The sequence below is a fragment of the Janthinobacterium sp. PC23-8 genome (assembly GCF_002250505.1).
Classification (GTDB): domain Bacteria; phylum Pseudomonadota; class Gammaproteobacteria; order Burkholderiales; family Burkholderiaceae_D; genus Janthinobacterium.
The window spans coordinates 495,840-521,837 of the sequence record NZ_NJGY01000003.1; the positions used below are offsets into that span (position 1 = coordinate 495,840).

26 protein-coding genes are annotated in these 25,998 nt (G+C 63.8%); 15 read left to right on the top strand and 11 right to left on the bottom strand.

The window, feature by feature from the left end; genetic code table 11:
- Positions 1–32: 32 nt before the first annotated feature.
- Complete coding sequence (locus CD932_RS21770; RefSeq protein WP_094444875.1) at positions 33–899, bottom strand: AraC family transcriptional regulator; 867 nt, start codon at positions 897–899, stop codon at positions 33–35.
- A 126-nt stretch (positions 900–1,025) separates the two neighbouring features.
- On the opposite strand from CD932_RS21770, the gene CD932_RS21775 reads away from it, so the two are divergent.
- The 6 genes from CD932_RS21775 (at position 1,026) to CD932_RS21800 (ending at position 6,692) form a co-directional block, all read left to right on the top strand.
- Positions 1,026–1,982 carry a phytanoyl-CoA dioxygenase family protein gene (locus CD932_RS21775; RefSeq protein ID WP_094444876.1) on the top strand — a complete coding sequence of 319 codons (957 nt, stop codon included), beginning with the start codon at positions 1,026–1,028 and terminating at the stop codon, positions 1,980–1,982.
- 76 nt (positions 1,983–2,058) lie between these two features.
- Positions 2,059–3,204, top strand: coding sequence for an alpha-hydroxy acid oxidase (locus tag CD932_RS21780; protein WP_094444877.1), 1,146 nt, complete (start codon positions 2,059–2,061; stop codon positions 3,202–3,204).
- 64 nt (positions 3,205–3,268) lie between these two features.
- Positions 3,269–3,829, top strand: a complete 561-nt coding sequence (locus CD932_RS21785) for a GNAT family N-acetyltransferase (RefSeq protein WP_094444878.1) — start codon at positions 3,269–3,271, stop codon at positions 3,827–3,829.
- Positions 3,826–4,527: a response regulator transcription factor gene (locus CD932_RS21790; protein ID WP_094445316.1), complete on the top strand. Its 702-nt coding sequence runs from the start codon at positions 3,826–3,828 to the stop codon at positions 4,525–4,527. Before CD932_RS21785 ends, CD932_RS21790 begins: the two co-directional genes overlap by 4 nt.
- Complete coding sequence (locus CD932_RS21795) at positions 4,527–5,735, top strand: HAMP domain-containing sensor histidine kinase (protein WP_094444879.1); 1,209 nt, start codon at positions 4,527–4,529, stop codon at positions 5,733–5,735. Before CD932_RS21790 ends, CD932_RS21795 begins: the two co-directional genes overlap by 1 nt.
- 72 nt (positions 5,736–5,807) lie before the next feature.
- Positions 5,808–6,692: a PHB depolymerase family esterase gene (locus CD932_RS21800; RefSeq protein WP_094444880.1), complete on the top strand. Its 885-nt coding sequence runs from the start codon at positions 5,808–5,810 to the stop codon at positions 6,690–6,692.
- Here CD932_RS21800 and gstA read toward each other — a convergent pair.
- Positions 6,689–7,318, bottom strand: a complete 630-nt coding sequence (gstA, locus tag CD932_RS21805) for a glutathione transferase GstA (RefSeq protein ID WP_094444881.1) — start codon at positions 7,316–7,318, stop codon at positions 6,689–6,691. The two genes, CD932_RS21800 and gstA, sit on opposite strands and share 4 nt — an antisense overlap.
- Positions 7,319–7,450: 132 nt before the next feature.
- Here gstA and CD932_RS21810 point away from each other — a divergent pair, with 132 nt between their 5' ends.
- A complete protein-coding gene (locus CD932_RS21810) occupies positions 7,451–7,771 on the top strand; it encodes a helix-turn-helix domain-containing protein (RefSeq protein ID WP_094444882.1) in 321 nt (106 codons plus the stop codon).
- A 24-nt stretch (positions 7,772–7,795) separates the two neighbouring features.
- Here the strand turns inward: CD932_RS21810 and CD932_RS21815 are convergent, their stop codons facing one another.
- Entirely contained in the window at positions 7,796–8,164 is a 369-nt protein-coding gene (locus CD932_RS21815; RefSeq protein WP_094444883.1) for a hypothetical protein, read from the bottom strand.
- Positions 8,161–8,982 carry a hypothetical protein gene (locus CD932_RS21820; protein ID WP_141213336.1) on the bottom strand — a complete coding sequence of 274 codons (822 nt, stop codon included), beginning with the start codon at positions 8,980–8,982 and terminating at the stop codon, positions 8,161–8,163. Before CD932_RS21820 ends, CD932_RS21815 begins: the two co-directional genes overlap by 4 nt.
- Before the next feature lie 121 nt (positions 8,983–9,103).
- On the opposite strand from CD932_RS21820, the gene CD932_RS21825 reads away from it, so the two are divergent.
- Both CD932_RS21825 and CD932_RS21830 read left to right on the top strand, forming a co-directional pair.
- The gene (locus CD932_RS21825) at positions 9,104–9,757 is read left to right on the top strand and encodes a response regulator transcription factor (protein WP_094444885.1); all 654 of its coding nucleotides are present in this window, start codon (positions 9,104–9,106) and stop codon (positions 9,755–9,757) included.
- Positions 9,754–11,148, top strand: a complete 1,395-nt coding sequence (locus CD932_RS21830; RefSeq protein ID WP_094444886.1) for a HAMP domain-containing sensor histidine kinase — start codon at positions 9,754–9,756, stop codon at positions 11,146–11,148. Before CD932_RS21825 ends, CD932_RS21830 begins: the two co-directional genes overlap by 4 nt.
- Positions 11,149–11,158: 10 nt before the next feature.
- Here the strand turns inward: CD932_RS21830 and CD932_RS21835 are convergent, their stop codons facing one another.
- From CD932_RS21835 to CD932_RS21850, 4 genes are all read right to left on the bottom strand, one after another.
- The gene (locus CD932_RS21835) at positions 11,159–11,578 is read right to left on the bottom strand and encodes a hypothetical protein (protein WP_094444887.1); all 420 of its coding nucleotides are present in this window, start codon (positions 11,576–11,578) and stop codon (positions 11,159–11,161) included.
- Entirely contained in the window at positions 11,575–12,408 is an 834-nt protein-coding gene (locus CD932_RS21840; RefSeq protein WP_141213337.1) for a hypothetical protein, read from the bottom strand. The genes CD932_RS21835 and CD932_RS21840 overlap by 4 nt, the downstream gene beginning before the upstream one ends.
- Before the next feature lie 173 nt (positions 12,409–12,581).
- The gene (locus tag CD932_RS21845; protein ID WP_094444889.1) at positions 12,582–13,565 is read right to left on the bottom strand and encodes a D-2-hydroxyacid dehydrogenase; all 984 of its coding nucleotides are present in this window, start codon (positions 13,563–13,565) and stop codon (positions 12,582–12,584) included.
- Complete coding sequence (locus tag CD932_RS21850) at positions 13,562–14,524, bottom strand: LysR family transcriptional regulator (RefSeq protein WP_094444890.1); 963 nt, start codon at positions 14,522–14,524, stop codon at positions 13,562–13,564. The genes CD932_RS21845 and CD932_RS21850 overlap by 4 nt, the downstream gene beginning before the upstream one ends.
- Positions 14,525–14,709: 185 nt before the next feature.
- On the opposite strand from CD932_RS21850, the gene CD932_RS21855 reads away from it, so the two are divergent.
- The 6 genes from CD932_RS21855 to CD932_RS29695 all read left to right on the top strand — a co-directional run bounded on the left by CD932_RS21855 (position 14,710) and on the right by CD932_RS29695 (position 24,046).
- Positions 14,710–14,892 (top strand): hypothetical protein, encoded by a 183-nt coding sequence (locus CD932_RS21855; protein WP_254926708.1) that lies wholly within the window; start codon positions 14,710–14,712, stop codon positions 14,890–14,892.
- Positions 14,889–15,749, top strand: coding sequence for an alpha/beta hydrolase (locus CD932_RS21860; protein ID WP_094444892.1), 861 nt, complete (start codon positions 14,889–14,891; stop codon positions 15,747–15,749). Before CD932_RS21855 ends, CD932_RS21860 begins: the two co-directional genes overlap by 4 nt.
- 279 nt (positions 15,750–16,028) lie before the next feature.
- Positions 16,029–17,282 carry an efflux RND transporter periplasmic adaptor subunit gene (locus CD932_RS21865; protein WP_094444893.1) on the top strand — a complete coding sequence of 418 codons (1,254 nt, stop codon included), beginning with the start codon at positions 16,029–16,031 and terminating at the stop codon, positions 17,280–17,282.
- A gap of 3 nt (positions 17,283–17,285) precedes the next feature.
- Complete coding sequence (locus tag CD932_RS21870) at positions 17,286–20,480, top strand: efflux RND transporter permease subunit (RefSeq protein ID WP_094444894.1); 3,195 nt, start codon at positions 17,286–17,288, stop codon at positions 20,478–20,480.
- A 41-nt stretch (positions 20,481–20,521) separates the two neighbouring features.
- On the top strand, positions 20,522–21,970 hold the full coding sequence (locus CD932_RS21875) for an efflux transporter outer membrane subunit (RefSeq protein WP_094445317.1): 1,449 nt from the start codon (positions 20,522–20,524) through the stop codon (positions 21,968–21,970).
- 450 nt (positions 21,971–22,420) lie between these two features.
- On the top strand, positions 22,421–24,046 hold the full coding sequence (locus CD932_RS29695; RefSeq protein ID WP_217907342.1) for a methyl-accepting chemotaxis protein: 1,626 nt from the start codon (positions 22,421–22,423) through the stop codon (positions 24,044–24,046).
- A 65-nt stretch (positions 24,047–24,111) separates the two neighbouring features.
- Here the strand turns inward: CD932_RS29695 and CD932_RS21885 are convergent, their stop codons facing one another.
- The 3 genes from CD932_RS21885 to CD932_RS21895 form a co-directional block, all read right to left on the bottom strand.
- Complete coding sequence (locus tag CD932_RS21885) at positions 24,112–25,110, bottom strand: serine hydrolase (protein WP_094444895.1); 999 nt, start codon at positions 25,108–25,110, stop codon at positions 24,112–24,114.
- Positions 25,111–25,256: 146 nt separating this feature from the next.
- Positions 25,257–25,595, bottom strand: a complete 339-nt coding sequence (locus CD932_RS21890; protein WP_094444896.1) for a hypothetical protein — start codon at positions 25,593–25,595, stop codon at positions 25,257–25,259.
- Between the two features lie 55 nt (positions 25,596–25,650).
- A complete protein-coding gene (locus tag CD932_RS21895; RefSeq protein WP_094444897.1) occupies positions 25,651–25,986 on the bottom strand; it encodes a hypothetical protein in 336 nt (111 codons plus the stop codon).
- Positions 25,987–25,998 lie beyond the last annotated feature (12 nt).

Sequence of the window (25,998 nt, forward strand, 5' to 3'; positions counted from 1 at the left end):
AATCTGATCCCCTTTTTCTATTGCCGCGCCGTTTATTTCCCTTCCTGTCGATACTGCTGGCGAAACGCACGCGGCGTCATGCGCTTGTCGGCGCGGAACTGGCGGTTGAAATGGGCCAGGTTGCGGTAGCCGGCTTCCTGGGCGATGGCGGCAATGCCGTGCGGGGTCTGGATCAGTTGCTGGCAAGCGCGGCCGATGCGCAGCCGCGCCAGATAGGTGCCGGGCGTACACAGCGCATGGCGCTTGAAAAAGCGGTGAAACGCGCCCAGCGACAGCGCCGCCCGCCGCGCCAGCTCCTCCAGCACGATCTGTTCCCGAAAATGCAGGTGCATGAAGTCGAGCACGGCCGCCATGCGCTGCTGCTGGCCATCGGCCGCGATCAGCTGCGGCGCGCCAGAGGCAAGTGGCCGCGCCTGCGCGTCGCCCGCCAGTTCCAGCAGCACATTGAGCAGCAGCGGCAGGCGCTGTGGCTGCGGCATCGCTTGCAGTTGCAATAGCAGGGCGGCGCTGCGCGCCGCCACTTCCGGCGTAAATTGCAGCGCCGGCCCGGCGCGCTGCGCCAGGTGCCGCAAACCATGCAGCTCGGGCAGCACGCTGGCCAGTTGCGCAATCCACTCCAGCGAAAACCACACCACCACCGCCAGCATCGGCCGCGTGTCGTCGATGCGTTCGCTGGCCGACCAGGTATGCGGCAGGTTCGGCCCCACCAGCACCAGGTCGCCCGGCTCGAAATCACCGAGATGGTCGCCGATATAGCGCTGGCCGCGCGCGTTGACCGTCAGGGTCAGCTCGAACTGCGGGTGGTAGTGCCAGAGAAACGGAATGGTGTCGAGCTCGCGCCACAGCAGGCCCCAGGACTGGCCGGCCGGGATCGTTACCTGCTCATATAAAGGTGTCATTGCAACGTTTTTTCTGGCGGGATAGTCACGATAGTATCAGTATTGGCCATTGCCGGCGCATCGGCGCAGGACTTTTCATCGCACAATCGGTCTCGCCACATCACCACATCACAACAGGAGACAGCGATGCAAGACCGCTACCACTATGGCGACGAGCGCCCGGGCAACCCTTCGGTGGCCTATCTCGAACAGGAGCAATTGCGCGATATTCAAAAACAGCTGCCGCTGCGCGTGCTGTCCGAGCGTGACTTTTTGCACTGGCAAACTTATGGCTACGTGATCGTCAAGGATGCCGTCAGCCCCGGGCAAGTGCAAGCCACCACGGATTTCCTGTGGCAATTCCAGGGCCTGGACCCGCATGACCGGGCCACCTGGAACCACGCTCAACTGCGCGACCATGCGATGAAGGAACTCAATGGTTCGGGCATGGTCGAGGCCTATCATAACCAGACCCTGTGGGATAACCGCCAGACCCGGCGCGTGTACGACGCCTTTGTCGATATCTGGGACCGTGAAGATTTGTGGGTGACCATTGACCGCGCCAACCTCAATACCCCGAACACTGGCAAGCGCCACTTCGGCGGCTTTATCCACTGGGATGCCGACACCACGCTGGAGCCCTTGCCCGTCAATGTGCAGGGCGTGCTGGCGCTGTCCGACACCTCGCCCGAGAGCGGCGGTTTTCAATGTTTTCCACAGTTGTTCCAGCATTTCATGGCTTGGCGCGAACAGGCGCCAAAAGACCGCAATCCGTGGCAGCCCGACCTGGACAGCGTGCCGTATCCGATGCAATTCATCGCCATGAAAAAGGGAGAATTGCTGATCTTCAACAGCCTGCTGGCGCACGGCATCCGCCCCAATACCTCGCTTGACCAGGTTCGCCTGGCGCAATATATTTCCTTCACTCCGGCCCAGGACAGCAATCAGGCCTTGCGCGACTGGCGCGTGCAAAGCTGGCGCGAGCGCAGCGCGCCGCAGGGTCATGCCTTTCCCGGCGACCCTCTGGAGCAGGAAAAGCTGCGCTACCCGCAAGCCGCATTGAGCGAACTGGGCGAAAAAATCCTCGGTGCGCGCACTTGGTAAACAACGTGCCTGACAGATAGACAATGTTCGACAAATGCAGGATCATGCTCCGACCTGCCATCGAACGAGGAAACGCATGAGTATCATTACCTGCATCGAAGACTTGCGCGTGCTGGCGCAACAGCGTGTGCCGCGCATGTTCTACGATTACGCCGATTCGGGCTCCTGGACCGAGTCGACTTACCGCGCCAATCAAAGCGACTTTGCCAGGATCAAATTTCGCCAGCGCGTCGCCGTCAACCTGGAAAACCGCAGCCTGGCGTCGACCATGGTCGGCCAGCACGTCAGCATGCCGGTGGCCCTGGCGCCCACGGGCCTGACGGGCATGCAGCATGCCGATGGCGAGATCCTGGCGGCGCAGGCGGCCGAACAGTTCGGCGTGCCGTTTACCCTGTCGACCATGAGCATCTGCTCGATCGAGGATGTGGCGGCCAACACCACAAAGCCGTTCTGGTTCCAGCTGTATGTGATGAAGGACCGCGAATTCATCAACCGCCTGATCGACCGCGCCAGAGCGGCCAAATGCGGCGCGCTGGTGCTGACGCTGGACTTGCAAGTGCTGGGCCAGCGCCACAAGGACTTGCGCAACGGCCTGTCGGCGCCGCCGAAACTGACCATTCCCAACATCCTCAACATGGCCACCAAGCCGCGCTGGGTGGCCGGCATGCTGGCAACCAGACGCCGCGGCTTCGGCAATATCGTCGGCCACGCCACCTCGGTGTCCGACATGTCGTCGCTGTCCGCGTGGACTCAGCAGCAGTTCGATCTGAGCCTGTCGTGGGCCGATTTGGAATGGGTCAAGCGGCGCTGGGGTGGCAAGCTCATCATCAAAGGCATCATGGATGCCGAAGACGCGCGCCTGGCGGTGGCCAGCGGCGCCGATGCGCTGATTGTTTCCAACCATGGCGGGCGCCAGCTCGACGGCGCGCAATCGTCGATCGCAGCCTTGCCGGCCATCGTTGACGCCGTCGGTTCGCACATTGAGGTGCATATGGACGGCGGCATCCGCTCGGGCCAGGATGTCCTGAAAGCGCTTGCCCTGGGCGCGCGCGGCGTGTATATCGGCCGGCCTTTCCTGTACGGCCTGGGCGCCATGGGCCGTCCCGGCGTGACCAAATGCCTGGACATCCTGCGCAACGAGCTGGACCTGACGATGGCTTTCTGTGGCCAGCGCGATGTGCAGCATGTCGACCAAAAGATTTTGTTGCCGGGGACGTTATAAGGCGGCGCCGGTATTTCCCGGTTGCCCTTGAAAGTAACAAGCACCAGACTTGAAATGGAGCCGCATGAGCTATACCAAAACGATGACCACCGCGCGCTTGCTGCTGCGCCCGCCGCAGCCGTCGGACGCGGCCGCGCTGCAGGCCATGCACGCCGATCCCGAAGTGATGCGCTACTTCAGCGAACCGCCGTGGCAGGACCCGCAACGCGCCGCGCGGCAAATCGCCGACGACAGCGCCGCCTTCGAAAAAGAAGAGTTCTTTCGCTTCGCCATCACTTTGACAGCAACCGGCGAGTACCTGGGCAGTTGCACCCTGCATGCCCTGCATGCGCAAAACCGCCGTGCCGAACTGGGCTACGCGCTGGCCCGCCCGCACTGGGGCCAGGGCTATATGCACGAAGCCTTGAGCGCGCTGCTGGAATACGCGTTTGTGGAACGCGACCTGAACCGCCTGGAAGCCGATATCGACCCTTTGAATCACGGCTCGGCCCATGCCCTGTTGCGCCTCGGTTTCAAGCAGGAGGGCTATCTGCCCGAGCGCTGGATCGTTGGCGGCCAGGTCAGCGATTCGGCGCTGTATGGCTTGCTGCGGCGCGAGTGGCAAGCGCGGCGCGCCGCAACGTGACACGGCTGAACCTCCTGCTGATCGAAGACCATGCCGGCATCGCCCGCCAGGTCGCCACTTTCTTCGACGGCCTGCACTGGCAGCTCGACCACGCCGCCACCGGTGCGCTGGGCGTGCAGCTGGCCACCGGCAATATCTATGACGTGGTGCTGCTGGACCTGAACCTGCCCGACATCGACGGTTTGCAGGTATGCCGCGCCATCAAGGCTGGCGCGCCCAGCAATGTGCCGATATTGATGTTGACGGCGCGCGACGCCTATGAAGACAAGGCGCGCGGTTTCCACGGTGGCGCCGACGACTACCTGACCAAGCCGTTCGACCTGCGCGAGCTGGCCCTGCGCTGCGAGGCGCTGGCGCGGCGCAGCCAGCTGCATGTACACCAGGAAATGCGCGTCGGGCCGCTATTGCTGCTGGCGCGCGAAGGCCGGGCCATGTATGGTGAAGTTCCACTGGCGCTGACGCACAGCGGTTTCAAAATCCTGCTGCTGCTGTGCCGCGAACATCCGCACGCCGTCTCGCGCTCGGCCTTGAGCGCGCACCTGTGGGGCAGCGAACCGCCTGACAGCGACGCCCTGAAGTCGCATATCTACGCGCTGCGCAAGCAGCTCGACGCGGCGGGCTGCACCGGCCTGCTGGTGACGATACCGCAGCTTGGCTACCGGCTGGCGATCGAGCTTGATAGCCGGGCAGGGCAGTGATGGTCACGACCATACGGCGCGGCCTGTTTGCGGCGCTGGCCGGCTTTGCCGTGCTGCTGTGCCTGTGCTACACGGGGCTGGCGGTGGTGATTTCCTATGTCACCGAAGACATGCTGGTGCAGCGGCTGCTCGAACGCGAGGCCGCTGCGATCCAGGCCCGCTGGCCGGCGGCAGCATCGGGCAACGACCTCATTACCGTCTACCGTCATTATGGCGACCTGCCCACCGCCGTGCGGCAACAATTATCGCCTTCGGCCCCGCGCGCCGAAGTATTTACCGGCACGGGCCAGCATTACCATGTGTTGGCGCTCGATCTGCGGCGCACTGGCGGGCCTGAACGCTGCTATCTGCTGGCCGACGTCGCACCCATCCTGGTGGTGTCGCGCCTGGTGCGCGAGGTCGGTGGCGTGCTGGCCGGCGTGGCGCTGGCGCTGGTGGGCCTGGCACTGCTGCTGGCCTGGCTGCTGGCGCGGCGCCTGGTGTTGCCGCTGCAAACACTGGCCCAGGAAGCGCACGCCTTGCTGCCCGGGCAGGCGCCGCAGTTCAGCGCGCACGACCGGCCGGACGAAATCGGCTTCCTGGCGCGGCGGCTGGAAAGCGCCTTTACCGGCTTGCAAACGGCCTTGCGGCGCGAACAGGCGTTTGCCCGCGATGTCAGCCACGAATTGCGCACGCCGCTGACCCTGATGCGCAATACGCTGGCGCTGGCCCCGGCGCGGCCGCTGCTCGCCGATGAGCAGGCCCAGCTGCGGCAGGGCGTCGCTGAGCTCGGCAATACCATCGAGTTGCTGTTTGCGCTGGCGCGCGCAGAACAGATCCCGTTTGAGACGGTGGAGTTGCGCGGCTGCCTCGAACAATCCCTGCTGCGCCTGCTCGAACAATATCGCTGGGACGCCAGTCTGCTGACGCTGGACTTGCCCGAGCGCTTGCCGGTGCATGGCCATCGCCAGTTGGTCTATCTGTTGCTCAATAACTGCCTGGCCAATGCTTTGTTTCACGGCGGCCCCGCCTGCCATTTGACGATTTCCTACGAGCATGGCTGCCTGATCATTCACAACACGGTGCCGGCCGGGCAGGCGACGCGCGTGCAGGGTTTTTCGCACGGACAACATCTGCTGCTGCGCCTGGCGCAGGCGATGCACTGGGATATCCGTTTTGATCCTGGCGCGGCGTACTACCGGGTCGCCATCACGCCGCTTGCGGCATAAAAGCCGGCCGATTTCACCGCGATTTCACCGCACGCTCCGTATGCTGGCCACATTCAATTGACGGAGAAAGCCATGAAAATCGTCGTGTCCCTGCTGTTACTGCTCGCCGCTTGCCTGCCGGCCGTGGCCCTGGCCCAGGTGCACACCCTGCAGCACAAGGACATCAAGCGCCGCTATATCGTCTATGTGCCGCCGGCCTACCACAGCGCGCCGCAGCAAGCGCTTCCTGTCGTGTTCAATTTCCATGGCGGCGGCATGAGCATGGCCGAGCAGATGCTGTACACGCAGATGAACCGCGCGGCCGACCGCCATGGCTTTATCGTAGTCTATCCGCAAGGCGTCAAGCAGGACTGGAACGTGGGTTTTGGCATGGACTACCTGACGGGCACGGACGATGTCGGCTTTACGCAAGCCGTGCTGGACAAGCTGAAACACGATTACCGCATCGACGGCCAGCGCGTCTACGCCACCGGCCTGTCGCGCGGCGGCTTCTTTGCCCTGCGCCTGGCGGCCGAGCTGCCACAACAGTTCGCCGCCGTGGCCTCGGTGGGCGCGACCATGCCCGAACCGGTGGTCAACCACCATGCCGATCCGCACAAGGTCGGCGTGCTGCTGATCCATGGCACGGCCGACCAGGTGGTGCTGTATCAAGGCAAGGCCGGCGACTACCTGTCCGCTGACGAAACCTGGCGCTACTGGGCCAGGGTCAATGGCATCACATCGGCCATGCCGCCGCCGCGCCTGCTGCCTGGCATGGCAGGTGACGACCTGAAGTTGAGCATGCTGGAGCAGGGCAGCGGCCAGCACAGCGTGGCCCTGATCGCCATCGACGGCGGCGGCCATACCTGGCCCGGTGCCGATGCTTTTAATATTGGCCTGCCGATCGGCAAGACCTCACGCAGCCTCGATGCCAATGAGGTGATGTGGGCGTTTTTCAGCAGGCATCGCGCAAACTAAATCAGCCCTTCCTCGCGCAAGGCTTGCTGCACCGCCGGCCGCGCCTGCATGCGCTGATACCATGCGCGCAGATGGTCGAGCTGGTCGAAGTGGATGTCGGCCTTGTAGTACGAGGTCAGCCATGGAGCCTGGCCCCAGCCCGTCAGCGCGAACAGGTAGGCGTCGGCTACGGTGAATTGTTCGCCCATCAGCCAGGGCTGGCCGGCCAGTTGCCGGTCGATCCAGGCATAGCGCTGTTCCAGCTTGGGCCTGGCCATCTCCACGTACTTGCCGGCCTGGGCAGCGTACAGCAGCGGAATGAATCCCTTGTGCACTTCGGTGGACAGGAAGTTCAGCCATTCCTGCAGGCGGTAGCGCTCGAAGCTGCCGTTGGGTGGCGCCAACCCGGCTTCCGGACGCAGGTCGGCCAGGTATTGCATGATGGCCGGCCCTTCGCGCAATACTCGTCCGTCACCTAGCGCCAAAGCCGGCACATAGCCGTGTGCGTTCACGTCGTAAAAGCTGGCGCCGTCGTCGCTCACGTGCCGTTTGTAATCGACCTTGACGAGGGTGGCGTCCAGGCCCAGTTCCCTGATGACGATATGGGTGGCCAGCGAGCAGCTGGCGGGGATATGGTACAACTTCATGATGGCTCCGGTAGTGGCGGGCTCCAGGTGAGCGCGCCTGGTTGCCCATTATAGGCATCAAGGATAAAAAAGGAAGAAGGCACTATAATGTAATGTAGGTACATTTTTTATACTTGATGCGAGCCGGTAGCCATGAAAGAAAGCGTGACGGGATGTTCGATCGAGGAAGCGATGCGTTTGCTGGGCGGGCGCTGGCGCCTGCTGCTGGTGTCCTACCTGATCGACGGTCCCAAACGTTTCAATGCGCTGCGGCGCGACGTGCCGCATATTTCGCAGCGCATGCTGACGCTGGACTTGCGCGCGCTGGAAGAAGCGGGCCTGGTGGCGCGCACGGTGTACCCGGAAGTGCCGGTGAAAGTGGAATACGCGCTGACGCAAGACGGCCAGCGCCTGCTGCCGGTGGTGGCTGTGATGAAGGAGTTCGGCTTGTGGCTCAAGGCCAGGGAGCAATGAGGCACACGCCGGGACGGTCACGCGTTATAGCGGTGCCTCCATCAACTGGTATTTTTTCACCACGCCGGCCCGGTTGAACAGTATCGACAGCTCTTTTTTGTTGTCCGCGCTGCTGAGCACCAGATTTACATAAGGCAAGGAGTCGACCAGCTTGGCCATGCCCAGCTGATACAGCCACACTTCATGGCCATCGGCATAGGAGGTGATGGCGGCCTTGCCGAACGCCGCTTCGATATCGGCCCTGGTCGACTTTCCCGGAATGATTTCCTGCGCCGCCAGCGCTGGCGTCAGTGCGGGCAGCTTGCCGTTGCCGCTCGAGGCACAGCCGCTCAAGGCTGCGGCCAAGACCGCAGCCAATGCCATCAAGGCCGCCAGGTGCGTGCCGCGCTTCATGGTTGCACCGCCAGCGCGGTAGTGTTCAGGTCATCGTCCATATAGTCGAAGCGCAGCAAGGTGTCGTCGCTCCAGCCCTTCTCGTAAAGCAGCTTGAACTTGACCGTGTAGACGCGCTCGCGCAGGTAAGGCCAGTCCTCATGGCTGGCCATCAGGGCCGAATCGGTGCCGTGCAACATTGCTGCCGGCAATACGCTGCGCCGCTGGCCGTCGATCAGGGTGACGCTGAACAAAGGCCGGTCGGCAAAATAAAACAGATTGATCGGCAAGCTGCGGCAGGGATCGGCCAGTTTGACCACCAGCATGTTGATCGGATGATGGACGTAGGCGAGCAGGTCGGCCGCCATGGCGACCTTGCATTCGAGCAGCAGGTCGCCCAGGCGGCGCGTGTCCTGCGGCAGGCCGGGACTGCGGATGTCGGCGCGCCAGGCCAGGCTTTTGTCCTTCCGGTTGGAACGCACGCTGGCATTGTCGCCGGCCGCACCGGCGTCCATCGGCAGCACAAACGTGTGGTCCGCCGCCAGCGCGATCGCTGCCTGCGTGTGCTCGCCCGCCAGCTGCAGCGCCAGGCTGTCCATGGCCACTCCGGCCCGGCGCGGCAGCACCTTGAAGCGCAATACGGCGCCTGGCGCCAAACCGTGCTGCTGTTCGAATACCTGCATGCCGGCCAGCATGTCGCGATACGATTTTTGATCGCGGTCGGTGGCCGCCCCCTGTACCTCGACCACCGGCATGCCGGGATCGGCCTGGCTTGCCGTCACGAACGAGAAACACAGCAGCAGCACCGGCATCCATCCGTATCTGATTGGGTCACGCATGTTTTCACCTTGTATGAAAAGGGCTGTCCAGGCCGGGGAAGTGGCAAGAAAATGGACTGCTGCCATTGTATTTGCCACAATCTTTGGCCAAGCTTAAGCTTGCCGGCCTTATACTTCTTGCATGCATATCCTGATCATAGAAGACGACCTTGACCTCGGCGCCGGCCTGCAGCAGGCGCTCAGGGTGGAAGGTGTCAGCAGCCAGTGGCTGCGCCGTATTGCCGATGTGCCGCTGCCGTCCTGCATCGAGGCCGACTGCGTGCTGCTCGACTTGTCGCTGCCCGATGGCGCCGGCCTGGACCTGCTGGCGCGCTGGCGCCGTGCCGGCGTCACCGTGCCCATCATTATCATGACGGCGCGCTCCGCGCTGGCCGATCGCCTGGCCGGCCTCGATGGCGGCGCCGACGATTTTGTCGTCAAGCCTTTCGATACCGCCGAACTGCTGTCGCGCTTGCGCGCCGTGCTGCGCCGCTATGCGCGCCAGGCCAGCGAGGTGTGGACCTTCGGCGCGCTGCAGATCGAGCCGCGCAGCTATGCGGCCAGGCTGGACGGGGTGGCGCTGGAATTGTCGCCGCGCGAGTTTCACCTGATGCTGGCGCTGGCGCGCGAGCCCGGCGTGGTGGTGCCCAAGGGGGTGCTGGCGCAGCGCCTCGCACCGTTGGGCGACGCGCTCGACTTTGGCGCGGTGGAAGTTCATATGTCCAACCTGCGGCGCAAGATCGGCGCCGGGCGCATCCGCACCGTGCGCGGCATCGGCTACCTGTTCAACGCATGAGGCGCCTGTTGCGGCCGACCCTGCTGCGTCCCACCCTGCTGCGTCCCACCCTGGTAAGGCGCGTGATGCTGGCCACGCTGCTCGCCTTCATGCTGGTGTGGCTGGTGCTGATGGGCCGGCAGCTCTACATGGCGACCGACACGCAGGCGCTGGACCAGAACCTGCACGAGCTGGGCAGCAGTTTGCTCGGCTCGATCGCGCCAGTCGACACGCCGGGCGAGGCGCGCGCGGTGGTCGCCGCCACGTCCACCCTGGTCAATGACAGCTACCGCAAGCTGCAGGCGCCCGGCGTGGTGCTGATGGAACTGGCCGATGCGCAGGGCCGGCGATTGTTCCTGTCGCCCGAAGCCGGGCAGGCCACCGTGCATGGCGTGGAAGGCACGATCAGCGATGGCCTCGCCAATGGCCGGCGTTTGCGCATTTATCGCGGCCACAGCGAACGCTGGACGCTGACGGTGGCCGTGCCCATGCTTGACCCCTGGTGGGTTGCGTCGACGATGACCGGCGGCCTGACCATGGACATGCTGATTGCCTTGCCGTTGGTGCTGCTGCCGCTGTGGCTTGCGGTGTCGCGTGGCCTGCGGCCGCTGCACAGATTATCGGCGCAGATCGGCGCGCGCGACGGCGACGATCTGTCGCCGCTCGGCGTCGCACCTCATTACGCCGAACTGCAGCCGCTCAGCAGCGCCCTCGATCACCTGCTGGCCCAGCTGCGCCACAAGGTCGAGCGCGAGCATGGCTTCGTGCAGGACGCCGCCCATGAGCTGCGCACGCCGCTGGCCGTGCTGTCGGCGCAGGCCCATGTGCTGGCCATGGCCGATGATGCGCCGCAGCGTGCGCAGGCCGGGCACAGCATGGCGCAGGCGATCGCCCGCGCCTCCCACCTGATACGCCAATTGCTCGACCTGGCGCAAATGGACCGCCAGGCCACGCTGACGCCGGCGCGGCAGGATGTGGCGCAGTTGCTGCGCCAGGAGCTCGCCACGCTGGCGCCGCTGGCCTTTGCGCGCGAGATCGACCTGTCGCTCGAGGCCCCCGACACGCTGTTTTATGCGCTCGACACGCAAGCCTTCCAGTCCATCGTCCACAACCTGGTCAACAACGCGCTGGCCTATGTGCCGCGACAGGGCCAGTTGCGGCTGGAATTGCTGGCGCTGGCTGACGGCTTGCAGCTGTCGGTGGCCGACGATGGTCCCGGCATTGCCGCTGACCAGCGCACACTGGTTTTCGAGCGTTTTTACCGCGGCAGCGGCCAGGCGGCGCCAGGCGCGGGCCTGGGCCTGGCCATCGTGCGCGAGGCTGCAAAGCGCTTGCACGGCACGGTGGTGCTGACGGACGGCATCGATGGCAGGGGCTGCTGTTTTACCGTGGCCATCGGCGCGGCTGGCTGACACCTCGGAGCTAAGGCATGGCAGCCTGCGGCGCCGCCAGCAAGCGTTCCACCGTCGATGGTGCTTCGCGCAAACGATATTTGCTGACGATGCCTTGCGGGTCGAACAGGATCGCCAGCTCCCGTTCGCTTGTCACGGCGTCAACGCCGCTGGCAAGCGGGCCGATGACAGGAAGCGCGCCCATGAACATGGGCAGGCCCACCTTGTAGCGATAGACCCAGATTTCGTGGCCGCTGCGAAAGCGCTCGATGGTTGGCGCGCCCAGGGCCTGGGTGACATCGGCCTTGTTGCTGGCGCCGACAGTCAGGGCCGCTTGCGCGGTGTGGGCGGTCAGTGGCCTGGCGCCACCGATGCCGAGCGAGGCGCAGCCGCTGCCGCCCAGAGCCAGGCCGGTGGCCAGCGCCAGAGCGGCCAGGGAGCGGGGCTTCATGACGCCGCCCCTGCCTGGGCCGGTGACGTGGACGGCACCTCATCGTCGATATATTCCAGTTCGACCAGGGTGTCGTCGGGCCAGCTGCTGTCCGAAATCTTCAGGGAATAAGTCCGCTCGCCCAGCAGCGGATAAAAATCGTAGAACAGATGAAAAATCGTCGGCACACTGTTTCCGTATAACCAGTTCGAAAGCAAACTCTGGCGACGTTGGCCATGGACCAGGGTCACATTGAACAAGGCGCGCTCGCCGTAGTACAGCCAGGCGCCAGGAAACACGGTACAGACATCGACGGCCGCATCGAGCACGTGATAGAGCGGCGGTTTGTAGCCGACCAGCAAAGTGGCTGCCCGGTCAATCTCGCATTCCAGACGCAGGTCGCCCAAGCGGCGTGTACTGGGCGGCAAGCCGGGCGTGCGCACGTCCGGCGCCCAGGCGAAACTGCGGGCGTGCCGGTTCGTCGTGACCTGGGCGTCGTCTTGCAGCGCTTGCGCATTGCGTGGCAGGGTAAAGGCCAGGTCGTCGTCCAGTACCAGCGGCAGCTTGTCGCCCTGGATCGCCAGCCTGGTGCCGGCCACCTTGACGCCGGGACGGCGCGGGTAGAGGCGAAACCGCAACTGCGCATCTGGCGCCAGGGCATGATAGCGTTCAAACGCGTCCATCCCCTTGAGCATGCGCCGGTACGGCTGCTCGTCCGGATCGGCGAGGCCATCGACCTGTACCACCGGCATCGGTGCATCAGGCGGCGGGGCCGGAGGCGTTGCCGGAGCGCCGTATGCCAGTGACACGGGAAACAGCGCCATCAGCCAGGTCATTTGTCTCGGCTTCATTGAATTATCCTTTGTTAAACGGATATTTTATTTTCAACGACCTGTGGCCTGGCTTAAGATGCGCTGCCTTATACGTGGGACATGCCTGTCGCCATCTTTTGCCGCTTCCCGCGCATGCGTCCGCCATGCTCGACAGGCTGGCGGCGCAGCCGCAGATGCTGCAGCGCGTGGTTTCACGCCACCACATTGACCGGCGTACCGTGCTCGAAGGCCTCCACATTCTCGATCAGCATGTCGGCCAGCAGCTGCATCGCCTCGCCGCTGGCCCAGGCCGTGTGTGGCGTCAGAATGAAGTTGGGCAGGCGCAATTGCAGCAGCGGGTTGTCGGCTTGCGGCGGTTCTTTTGACAGCACGTCGAAGCCGGCGCCGGCGATCACGCCTGTGGTGAGTGCTGTGGCCAGCGCCGCTTCGTCGACCAGGCCGCCGCGCGCCGTGTTGATCAAGAGGGCCGTCGGTTTCATGCTGGCCAGCTCCCTGGCGCCGATGATATTGCGCGTCTTGTCGCTCAAAGGCAGGTGCAGGCTGACGATGTCGGAGGTGGCCAGCAGTTCATCGAGCGACACTTCGATGACGCCTTCTTCCTTGATCGGCGAGCGTGTATGCACGGCCACCTCCATGCCGAAGGCGCGCGCCAGGTGGGCCACGGATTTGCCCAATGCACCGTAGCCGAGCAAGCCCAGACGGCTGCCGTTCAGGTCGCGGATCGGGTGGCCGAACAGGCAGAAACGCTCCGACGCCTGCCACAGGCCCGCTTCGATGTCTGCCCGGTAGGCGAGCAGCTGGCGGCGCAGCGCCAGCATCAAGGCCAGGGTATGTTCGGGCACGGTGGCGCGCGCGTAGTGGCGGATATTGGCGACGACAATGCCGCGCGCGCGGCAGGCCGGCAAGTCGATGATGTCGGTGCCGGTGGCGGCCACGGCGATCATTTTCAGGTCCGGCAGTTGCGCCAGCTCGGCTTCCCGCAGCGGCACTTTATTGGTGATGGCGATGCTGGCGCCGCGCAAGCGTTCCACGGTCTGCGCGCTGCCTCTGGTGTGCGCGTGCTCGCGCCATTCGTGGGCAAAGGCGGGCGGACGGACCCTGGCGATCAGGCTGTCGCGGTCGAGAAAAACGATGCGCTGTGGCGATGATGGTGGCGATTGCTGCGGTGCGGTCATGGCTGGGCCTCGGTCAGGGCGGCGCGCGCAGGAGCAATATTGATTCTCGTCTTCATTTGCGTGGCCGGGTGGTTGGTAAACATGTCGGCAACCCATTCGACAAACACGCGCACCTTGGCAGACAAGTGGCGGTTCGGCGGATAGATCACGTGGATCGGCAGCGGGTCGGATTCCCACTCCTTGAGCAATTCGACCATTTTGCCCTGTTCTATCAAGGGCGCAAGCATGAAATGCGTCATTTGCACGATGCCCAGGCCCGCCAGGCCGGCGGCGGAGTAGGCGTTCGAGTCGTTCAGGGCGATATTGCTGGGCATGGCGATCTGGATGCGCTCGCCGTTGCGCGTAAAATCCCACTCTAAGGTGCGGCCCGTCTTGGCCGAGAAAAAATTCACGCCGCGATGGCGCGACAACTCGTCCGGGTGCTGCGGCGTGCCGTAACGGGCCAGGTAGGCGGGCGAGGCGCAGGTGATGAAATGGAGCACGCCGACCCGGCGCGCGATCAGGTTCACGTCGCCCAGTTCGCCGCCGCGCACGGCGCAGTCCACGCCTTCCTCGACCAGGTCGACGGGGCGGTCGCTGCAACCGAGTTCGAGCACGATATCGGGATAGCGCGCGAAAAAATCGGGCAGGGCGGGGATCAACAGTTCGCTGGCCAGCGCCGTGGGCGCATCGACCCGCAGGCGCCCGCTGGGGTTCAGTCGCGTGCGCGACAGCGACTCTTCGGCTTCGCGCACGTCGGACAAGATGCGCACGCAGTGTTCGTAATAGGCGGCGCCGTCCGAGGTAATGCTGACGTGGCGCGTGGTGCGGTTCAGCAGTTTGACCGACAGGCTCGCTTCCAGCGACGAGATCAGGGTCGACACGGTTGCCTTGGGCAGTTGCATGTTTTCCGCCGCGCGCGTAAAGCCGCCCGCATCGACCACCTGGATGAACACTTCCATGGCTTGTAGCTTGTTCACTTGATTTCCTGACACTTTCCTTGGGATTGTTCTGAATTCTGAACAATCAATTCATCATTGCCTACTTTATCAGATTGTAGAACAAGTCTATAGTTGTTGTACTGCAGCATAAATACCACGTTGCAGGAACAGCAGTCACCAGTTACAGGAGAAACATCATGGGTCATCGGAATGGAAACTTTGCAGTGCTCGCGCTCTTGGTGAGCTCGCTTGCCCTGGCTTCGATGGTATTTACGGACGCTTACTCGCAGGCGGCGCAAGCCGAAGCGAGCGGCTACAGCGCCCTGACCCATGAAGTCGGCGGTACCTTGCTGTGCGTCAATGACGCTGGTCTCGACATGGCCGCAGCGCCGGTGGTGGCGCAATGAATGCGCCCGCCAGCACGGCCGGCCTGGCGCTTGCCGCGTCGCTGAAGATACGCGATATCGAAGTGCAGGGCGAACTGGGGCCGCTGGCGGCGCGCCTCTATACGGCCGGCGTGCCGGGTGCGAAAAAGTCCAGCCTGATCGTGTTCTTCCATGGCGGCGGCTTTGACGACGGCGACCTGGAAGACGCCGACGATTTCCTGCGCTGCCTGGTGTTGGGCAATGCCGATCAGGTGGTGCTGGCGTCGAATTACACGCTGGCCAGCGTGCGCCCGTTCCCGGCCGCCGTCGAAGACGCGCATGCCGTGCTGGTGTGGGCCAGGAAAAACAAGGCCAGGCTGGGCTGGAGCGGCAAGCAGATGCTGGTGTCGGGCATCGAGGCCGGCGCCAACCTGGCCGCCGTGTGCGCCATGATGTCGCGCGACCGCGGCGGCCCGGCGCTGGCCGGTCAGGTGCTGATCATGCCCATGCTCGACCCCGGCCTGTCGACCTGCTCGATGCGCTCGCTGCCCGCCTGCCCGGAACTGGTGGAAGTGGCCGATGCCTGCGCCGCCGCCTACCGCGGCTATCTGCCGAATGCTGCCGACCGCAGCCATCCGTATGCGTCGCCGCTGCAATCGAGCCGGCTTAAAAATTTGCCGCCGGCCCTGATCGTGTCGAGCGAAGACGACCCATTGCGCGACGAAGCTGAACAATACGGCAGCAAGCTGATTGCCTGCGGCATCAAGACTACCGTGCGGCGCATGCCTGCGGCGCCGCTGCAGGACGCTACCGCGCGCAATGAATGCGCGTGCAAGGTGCAAGTGCTCGGTGAAATCGCCAGCTTTGTCGCTGGCCTTGCCCAGGAGGCCACATCATGATACCGCCAGCCCGGTTGCACTAAAAAACTACACTTAACGGTTTACTTTTTAAATTCCGGTTGTTACACTGCTTAGTGTAGTTCCCTGAATGCCATTTTCGTCCGCGCTGTGCGTTCGCACCGCCGGCTTTGTCGACCCCGCCCGCTTTTATTACGCAGGCGGCCCCTTTATCTTTGACCGAGCGCCATCTAGCGCCATTGCAACTTTATTCACTTTGATCAGCTGGGTGGCTTCCTGTCGCCCATACCATTAGAAATTTTCATAAAACAGGGAAATAAAATGAAAAACGCTCAACAAATTTCTGTCCTGCTCAAACCGCTGGCCGCCTCGCTGGCCGTTGCCGGCCTGGTGGCGTTCAGCCTGGCCGGCTGCGATTCGGCCAACAGCAAGGTGCCCGACGCGCCTGCGGCCGGCGGCCCGCCCGTTTCGACCGCCGCCGTGATCGAAAAACAGATCACGGAAACCCAGGAGTTCTCGGGCCGCCTGGAAGCGATCGAGCGCGTGGAAATCCGCTCGCGCGTCGGCGGCTTCATCACCTCGGTGAACTTCAAGCCGGGCAGCGAAGTGAAAAAAGGCGACGTGCTGTTCGTCATCGATCCACGGCCGTTCCAGGCTGAAGTGTCGCGCGCCGAAGGCGCCGCCGCGTCGGCCCGCGCCAAGGCCGAACTGGCCAAGCTGGAATGGTCGCGCGCCGAAAAACTGCTGGCCGAAAAAGCCATCCCGCAGCGCGAGCTCGATGAAAAGGCCTCGGGCCTGAAAGAGCTCGACGCCAATGTGCGCGCCGCCCAGGCCTCGTATGAAGCGGCCAGGCTGAACCTGTCGTACACCCAGGTGCAAGCGCCGATCAGCGGCCGCGTCTCGAAGGCTGAAATCACGGTCGGCAACCTGATCGACGCCAGCGCCATCCTGACCTCCGTGGTATCGACCGAGCGCATCTACGCCAGCTTCGACGGCGACGAAGACACGTACCTGCGCGTGGCCGGCACGGCGCAAAAGGGCGCCCCCGTACTGGTCAAGGTGGGCCTGGCCAACGAGAGCGGTTTTCCGCATGAAGGCAAGCTCGAATTCGTCGACAACCAGCTCGACCCGGCCACCGGCAGCGTGCGCATGCGCGCCACCTTCGCCAATGCCGACCGCACCCTGGTGCCCGGCCTGTTCGCCCGCATTCAGCTCGATACCGGCAGCGGCGCGCAGGCGCAAGGCACGGCGCTGCTGATCAGCGACCGCGCCGTCGGTACCGACCAGAGCCGCAAGTATGTCTATGTGATCGGTGCCGACAACAAGGCCGAATACCGCGCCGTCAAGCTGGGCCCCAACGCCAATGGCCTGCGCGTGGTGCGCGAAGGCTTGAAAGCGGGCGAGAAGATCGTTGTCAACGGCCTGCAGCGCGTGCGCCCCGGCGCGCCCGTCACGCCGCAACTGGTGGCGATGGACTTCGACCCGACGGCGCCGGCCGCCGCAAAGCCGGCAGCAAAAGACGCCAAGGTTGCCGCCAGCGCGGAACCGAAATCGGCAACCACCTCCAAGGAATAAACCATGAACTTTTCACGCTTTTTCATCGACAAGCCGATCTTCGCGGCGGTGCTGTCGATCGTCATTTTCGTGGCCGGGATGCTGTCCATCTTCGGCCTGCCGATCTCGGAATACCCCGACGTCGTGCCGCCATCGGTGGTGGTGCGCGCGCAGTATCCGGGCGCCAATCCGAAAGTCATCGCCGAAACCGTCGCCGCCCCGTTGGAGGAGCAGATCAACGGCGTCGAGAACATGCTCTACATGTCCTCGCAAAACACGTCTGACGGTTCGATGATGCTGACCATCACCTTCAAGATCGGCACCAACGTCGAGCAGGCCGAGACCCAGGTGCAGAACCGCGTGCAGCGCGCCTTGCCGCGCCTGCCCGAAGAAGTGCGCCAGATCGGTGTCACCACCGTCAAGTCCTCGCCCAACCTGACCATGGTGGTGCACCTGGTCTCGCCCAACAAGCGCTATGACGACATGTACTTGCGTAACTACGCGGTGCTCAATATCAAGGACCAGCTGGCCCGCCTGCCCGGCATGGGCGACATCCAGATCTTCGGCGCTGGCGACTACGCCATGCGTATCTGGCTCGACCCGCAAAAAGTGGCGGCGCGCGGCATGACGGCCAATGATGTGGTGGTGGCGATTCGCGAGCAGAACGTGCAGGTGGCCGCCGGTGTGATCGGCGCCTCGCCGGCGAAAAACTCGCCGTTCCAGCTGACCGTCAACACCCAGGGCCGTTTGCAGTCGCCCGAGGAATTTGGCGCCATCATTGTGCGCACCAATAGCGACGGCGCGGTGACGCAGCTGAAAGACGTGGCGCGCGTGGAAATGGGCGCCAACAGCTACTCGCTGCGCTCCTTGCTGAACAATAATCCGGCCGTCGGCATGGGCATTTTCGAAGCGCCGAACGCCAATGCGCTGCAATTGTCGTCCGACGTGCGCGCCAAGATGGACGAGCTGAAAAAAGACTTCCCGCAAGGCGTGGAATACCGCATCGAGTACGACCCGACCCAGTTCGTGCGCTCGTCGATCGAGGCCGTGATCCATACGCTGCTGGAGGCCATTGCCCTGGTGGTGCTGGTGGTGATCATCTTCCTGCAAACCTGGCGCGCGTCCATCATTCCGCTCCTGGCCGTGCCGGTGTCGATTGTCGGTACCTTTGCCGTGATGCTGGGCTTTGGTTTTTCGATCAATACCCTGTCGCTGTTCGGCCTGGTGCTGGCCATCGGTATCGTCGTCGATGACGCCATCGTGGTGGTGGAAAACGTCGAGCGCAATATCGAGGAAGGGCTGTCGCCGCGCGACGCCACCATCCAGGCCATGAAAGAAGTCAGCGGCCCGATCGTCGCCATCGCCCTGGTGCTGTGCGCCGTGTTCGTGCCGATCGCCTTCGTGCCCGGCCTGTCGGGCGAGTTCTACCGCCAGTTCGCGCTGACCATCGCCATTTCGACCGTGATCTCGGCATTCAGCTCGCTGACCCTGGCGCCGGCCCTGTCGGCAGCCCTGTTGAAACCGCACGACGCGCCGAAAGACGCACTCACGCGCGGCATGGACAAGGTGTTTGGCCGTTTCTTCGCCTGGTTCAACCGCTTCTTCGGCCGTGCTTCGCACCGCTATGAAGCCGGCGTGAAGGGTGTGCTGGGCCGCAAGAGCGCCTCGCTGGGCGTGTATGCGCTGCTGGTGATCGCCGCCGTGTTCGTGTTCAAGGCCGTGCCGGCCGGTTTCGTGCCGGGCCAGGACAAGCAATACCTGGTCGGTTTTGCGCAGTTGCCCGACGCCGCCTCGCTGGACCGCACCGAAGACGTGGTGCGCCGCATGTCCGACGTCATCAAGTCGGTGCCTGGCGTGGAATCGACGATTGCCTTCCCGGGCCTGTCGATCAACGATTTCACCAATGCGCCGAACGCCGGCATCGTGTTCGCCACCCTGAAACCGTTCGACCAGCGCACCACGAAAGAGCTGTCCGGCGGCGCCATCGCAGCCGAGATCAACAAGCGCCTGGGCGGTATCCAGGACGCCTTCATCATGGTGTTCCCGCCGCCGCCGGTCAATGGCCTGGGCACCATCGGCGGCTTCAAGATGATGATCGAAGACCGCGGCAACCTCGGTTACGACGCGCTGTACAACGCCACCCAGGCGCTGGCCGCCAAGGCCTATCAGACGCCGGAACTGGCGGGCGTGTTCTCGGGTTACCAGATCAACGTGCCGCAGCTGTTCGCCGATGTCGACCGCGTCAAGGCCAAGCAATTGGGCGTGCCGCTGGCCACCATCTACCAGACCTTGCAGATCAACCTCGGTTCCTTGTATGTGAATGACTTCAACCAGTTTGGCCGTACCTACCAGGTGCGCGTGCAGGCCGATGCCGAGTTCCGTTCGCATGCGCAGGATATCGCGCAGCTGAAGGTGCGTAGCGACAAGGGCGAAATGATCCCGCTGTCGTCCCTGATGCGCGTGAAAGACAGCTATGGCCCGGACCGCGTGCAGCGCTACAACGCCTATGCCGCAGCCGATTTCAATGGCGGCCCGGCGCCGGGCGTGTCGAGCGGCCAGGCGCAAGCGGCGCTCGAACGCATCGCCAAGGAAGTGCTGCCGCAAGGGATTTCGTATGAATGGACCGAGCTGACCTACCAGGATATTTTGTCCGGTAACACGATGATTTATGTGTTCCCGCTGTGCGTGCTGCTGGTATTCCTGGTGCTGGCCGCCCAGTACGAAAGCTGGACCCTGCCGCTGGCCGTGATCCTGATCGTGCCGATGTCGATTCTGTGCGCACTGCTGGGCGTGAAACTGACCGGTGGCGACAACAACGTGTTTACCCAGATCGCGCTGTTCGTGCTGGTGGGGCTGGCATCAAAAAATGCGATTCTGATCGTCGAGTTTGCCCGCGAACTGGAAGAGCATGGCCGCACCGTTGTGCAAGCGGCGCTGGAAGCTTGCCGTTTGCGCCTGCGTCCGATCCTGATGACGTCGATCGCCTTCATCATGGGCGTGGTGCCGCTGGTGTTCTCGCACGGCGCCGGTTCCGAAATGCGCCATGCCATGGGCGTGGCGGTGTTTGCCGGCATGCTGGGCGTAACCTTCTTCGGCCTGTTCCTGACGCCCGTGTTTTATGTATTGCTGCGCACCCTGGCGCAGCGTTTCGAGAAAAAACCAGCCGCCGCCAAGCGCCCCGCCGCGCCGGCGCTGCACCTGGAAGGAGATGTATTGTGAAAAACCATCTGAAACCATTGTTCAAGCCAGTGCTCGGCGCGATGGCCGCCGCCATTCTGCTGGCAGCCTGTGCCGCGCCCGACTTCCAGCAGCCGCAGATCGCCACCCCGGCCGCCTTCAAGGAGTCGCAGGTTCCGGCGGTACAGACGGCGCTTGACGGCAGTCGCTGGACCCAGGCGCAAGTCAATTACGCCGAGCGCCAGGCGCGCGGCGAATGGTGGCTGGCGTTTAACGACAGCACCCTGACCGACCTGATTGCGCAAGCCACGCAAGCGAACGCCAACCTGGCCGTGGCGGCCGCCCGCGTCAGGCAGGCCAGGGCGATCGCCGGCATCGCCGAAGCGGACCGCATCCCGCAGGTGGGCGTCAATGTGGGCGGCCAGCGCAGCCGCGCATCGAATCTGTCGCTGGGCCTGCCCAACGGTACGCCGGTGGCAGCCACCAATGTCTACCAGGCCAACCTGACGGCCAGCTATGAGGTCGACCTGTTCGGCCGCGTGGCGGCCAATGTCAGCGCCTCGCGCAGCGATGCGCTGGCGGTCGAGGCGACCTACCGCTCGGTGCTGCTGTCCTTGCAGGCCGACGTGGCGCAGACCTACTTCCAGCTGCGCGCCCTGGATGCCGAACTGGCGACTCTGGACGAGACAGTGCGCCTGCGCGAAGAAAGCGTGCATGTGAACCAGCGCCGCTATGACCTGGGCGATATCGGCGAATTCGACCTGTCGCGGGCGCGCACCGAGCTGTCCACCGCGCGCGCCGAAGCGATCGGCCTGCAGCGCCAGCGCGCCACCGGCGAGCATGCGCTGGCGGTCCTGCTGGGCAAGCCGGCGGCCAGCTTCACGGCTGCCGCCAATCCGCTGCAGGACAGCGCCTTCCTGCCGGCGATCCCTGCCGGCATGCCGTCAACTTTGCTGGAACGCCGGCCCGATATCGCCTCGGCCCAGCGTGCCATGGAAGCGGCCAATGCCCGCATCGGCGTGGCCAAATCGGCCATGTTCCCGGCCCTGATGCTGAACGCCTCGGGTGGCGGCGCGGCCGATACGTTCTCGGACATCTTCAAGTGGAGCAGCCGCTCCTGGCTGCTGGGCGCCTTGATGTCGATGCCGATCATCGATGGCGGGCGCAACAAGGCGGCGGTGACGCGCAGCGAAGCGCAACTGGAAGAATCGGTGGGGACCTACCGCCAGAGCGTGCTGGTGGCATTTGCCGAAGTCGAGGACAACCTCGCTGGCCTGCGCATTTTGTCGGGCCAGACGCGGCAGATCGACGAAGCGGTGGTCTCGGCGCGCCGCTCGGCCGACCTGGCGCAGAAACTCTATGACGCCGGCCGTTCCAGCTACCTGGACCTGCTAGACGCGCAGCGCAACCTGTCGGCCATCGAACGCAGCGCCGTGCAACTGCGCGGCAACCGCGCCGTCACCACCGTGGCGCTGATCCGCTCCCTGGGCGGCGGCTGGGGCGAGCCGCCGCCGCAGGTGGCGGCGAACTGATGACCAGCTGATCCCGGCCCCGGCAAGGGCGTTTTTTCCGGAAACGGCGCATTGCATCGCAATGCGCCGTTTTTTTTAATGAAGTGCATCCGTGCGTGGTGGCCGCGCAGGTGCTGCTGCAATCCAAGCGCAGTGTTATGTAGCGAAAATGCTACTAATCAATTCCCTGTACAAGAATCACGATCTGATGATTGTCAAAAAAATGTTGTTTTGTTATGATTGTTTGTCACCATGACATCAATGCAGCAATCGGCTTGAACCTCGATAGCGCCACTACGCGCGACGATCAAATGTTGCGCGATGTCCCACTCGGCCTGATCCCCGCCACGTGAGGCGCTCTGATCGCATGCGGCGTCACCCGCTGCGATGCATGCAATACATTCTCGGCCCAAGCCTCGCTGTTAAAAACCAAAATAACCGCAGCAGAACCTACTTTGAATCGGAAAAAGCATGCAATCTGTCTTCAACAAGATGGGCGTAGCCAAGCGCCTCTACATTGGCTTTCTGCTGATCGCCGCCATTCTGATCACGCTGTTGACAGTGGCGTATCTGAATTTCTCCAAATTGAACCAGGCCAATCAATGGAACGAGCATACCTACCAGGTGTTGCAGTCTGTCGAGCAGATTGAACAGGGGCTGATCAATATGGAAACCGGCGCGCGCGGCTATGCGCTGAGCGGGAATCCCGATTCACTCGCGCCGTACAAGGATGGCGCCGCTCAGTTCAAGACCGCCGCCGCAAAAGTACAGTCACTGACCGCCGATAATACGCAGCAGCAGCAGCGTGTTCAGGCCTTGCAGGAGATGCAGGAGCGCTGGCACGCCACCGCTGCCGAACCCCTGCTGGCCTTGCGTGCGGCAGTCACTGCGGGCAGCGCGCAGATGGAGCAAGTGGTCGCCTTCGAGCAAGCGGCCAAAGGCAAGACGCTGATGGACCAGATGCGCACCAACCTGACGGCCATGAGCGGCGCCGAGCAGACCTTGCTGGTAGCGCGCGCCAGGGATGCCGCCACGCTGCAGGAGAGCACCCGCTGGACGCTGGTCGGTGGCGGCATGCTGTCGGTGGCGTTGTCGGTGGCGCTGTCGTTGTTGTTGGCGCGCATGGTGTTGCTGCCCTTGCGCGCGATCCTGGCCGCGACCGAGGATCTGCGCTGCGGTGAAGGCGACCTGACCTATCGCCTGCCGTCGCTGAGCGCCGAATTCGGCGAGATCGCCGCCTCGCTCAATGGCTTTATCAAAAAGCTGCACGATATCATCGACGAGGTGCGCAATGGCACGCAGGGCATCGCCTCGTCCAGCCAGCAGATCGCCAGCGGCAACCTGGACCTGTCGGCGCGCACCGAGCAGCAGGCCAGCTCCCTGGAAGAAACCGCCTCCTCGATGGAGGAACTGACCTCGACCGTCAAACAAAATGCGGACCATGCGCGCCAGGCGATGGAAATGTCGGTCAACGCCGCCAATGTCGCCGTCAAGGGCAGCACGGTGGTGGCCGAAGTCGTCACCACCATGGGTGCCATTGACGATTCGGCGAAAAAAATCGCCGACATTATCGGTGTCATCGATGGTATCGCTTTCCAGACCAATATCCTGGCGCTGAATGCGGCCGTCGAAGCGGCGCGCGCCGGCGAGCAGGGGCGCGGCTTTGCCGTCGTCGCCACCGAGGTGCGCAATCTGGCGCATCGCTCCGCCACCGCTGCCAGGGAAATCAAGGAGCTGATCGGCGACTCGGTCGAGAAGGTTGCGCTCGGCAGCAGGCTGGTGGTGGTTGCCGGCGATACGATGGAGCAGATCGTCGGCAACGTGCGCAGCGTCAGCGAACTGATGACGGCGATCAGTGCCGCCATTGCCGAGCAGGAGGCGGGCATCTCGCAAATCAACCAGGCGGTCACCGAAATGGATGACGTGACGCAGCAAAACGCGGCGCTGGTGGAAGAGGCCGCAGCGGCGTCGCAATCGATGCAGTCGCAGGCGGCGCAACTGGCTGAGCTGGTCGGTGTTTTCAAGGTGAGCGGTGCGGCCCGGTCGGCAACCGTCGCCCCAGCGCGCAAACCGCTGCCCGTGCCGCTGCTGGCGTGACAAGGGCGCCCAGCAAATTCCCGGCGTCATGCAAGCAGGCCCGTTGACGCTGCTGTGAGCTGTTTTTACTCCGCCGCCAGCAGCGCTTTCAGGATATCTTCCGAGCGCCGCTGGCCATACGGCTTGCCGTAAGCGCGCGACGCCACCGCCACCACCATGCGGCGCGCGGGAATCACGTAGATCTTGTTGCCGCCATTGCCGGAGGCAAAAGACACCGTGATGGTTTCAGCGCCAAGCTGGTAGCTTTTGCCGTACCAGAAATAGCCATAGTGATCGGCATAACGGTCCACCTCGCCGATTGCCACGCGCGGCGCCAGCGCCGCCTCGAGCCAGCTGGCCGCGATCACACGCCGTCCGCCGGCCATGCCCTGGTCGAGCACCAGTTGCCCGATGGCCGCCATGTCGCGCGCGCGCAAGGACAGGTTGCCCTGTCCCTTGGCGTGGCCTGCCACGTCGCGGCCCCACTGCCAGCGCGTGATGCCCAGCGGCGCAAACAGCGCGCTGCCGGCAAAGGTGTCCAGATCGACGCCGCTGGCGCGCTCCACCACGCGCCCCGCGATATACGCGCCCAGCGAGTTGTAGCGGTACAGCGTGCCCGCCGGACCGGCGGCCGGCACGCCGCGCACGAACGCTGTTGGATCAAGCGCTTCGTCCAACTTGTCTTCATTGCCCGGCGAGGCCGCATCTTCGTCAAATGCGGCCAGGCCCGAGCGCATCGTCAGCAGGTCGTCCAGCACCGCGTTGCCGGCAGGGCTGCCGGCCACCTCAGGCCAGTACCGGCCGACCGTCCCGTTGACCGCCAGTTTGCCCTGCGCCACCGCCGCGCCCACCAGCAGCGCCGTAACGCTCTTGCCGGCCGAGCGCATGTCGTGCAGGCCGTCTTGCACCTGGCCGTTGTAATACCGCTGCGCTACCACCGCGCCATCGCGCAGCACCACCACGGCGCGCAGGTCGCCGTGGCCGTCGGCATCCTGCTGCTGCAGCACCTGTTCCAGCGTGGCGGCAAGGGCGCAAGGACTGTAAACGGCGGTAATCAATAACAGGCAGGCGGGCAAGCGGTGCATGGCAATCTTTCGTTGCAAGGTTAGGTCGCACAGTGTCGTGTATTTGCGCGTACTTGCGCAGCAAAGTTGGACTGAATGGCGCAATGGTGTCCTTCAAACGCAAAAAAGACAGCCTGAGCTGTCTTTTGATGTGATGCGCCAGCTGATTATTTTGCGGCGGCTGGCGCTGCTGGCGCGGCTTCCACTGCTTTTTCGTCAGCTTTTGCCTTGGCCTTGTTGGCCTTGTGATGGGCCTTGGCTTTCTTGACCTTGGCGTCGGCCTTGGCGCCGGCGACATCGGCTTTGGCATCGGCGGCGACGACCGCTTCTTTCGCGTCGGCTTTCACGACGGCCTTGGTTTCCTTGGCCTGGGCCTTGGCCACTTCCTTGGTATGGGTCGCTTCGGCTTTGGCAGGTGCTGGCGCAGGTGCTGGTGCAGCAGGCGTCTGGGCAAAAGCGGCGGTGGCGAAGACGGTAGCGATCAGGGCGGCGATGGTGTTTTTCATGTCAGTTCCTCAGTATGTAAGATTCGATGTCGGTACGGTAGTGCGTTGCTGGTGATTACTTGGCCGGTGCCGCTTCGGCAGTGGCCGAGGCCAGTTTTTCATCGGCCTTGGCCTTGGCTTTCTTGGCCTTGTGATGTGCCTTGGCCTTGGTGGTGGCGGCATCGGCCTTGGCATTTGCCACATCGGTCTTGGCGCCCATTTCGGCCTTGGTCTCTTTCGCATCGGCTTTCACGACGGCGGCGGTTTCCTTGGTATCGGCCTTGACGACGGCGTTGGTGTGGGCCGCTTCAACTTTGGCTTGCGCCTTGGCGGGTACTGAGGCGGCTGGAGTCTGGGCAAAAGCTGCGGTAGCGAACAGGCCGGCGATCAGGGTAGCAATTACTTTTTTCATGGTGCAGTCCTC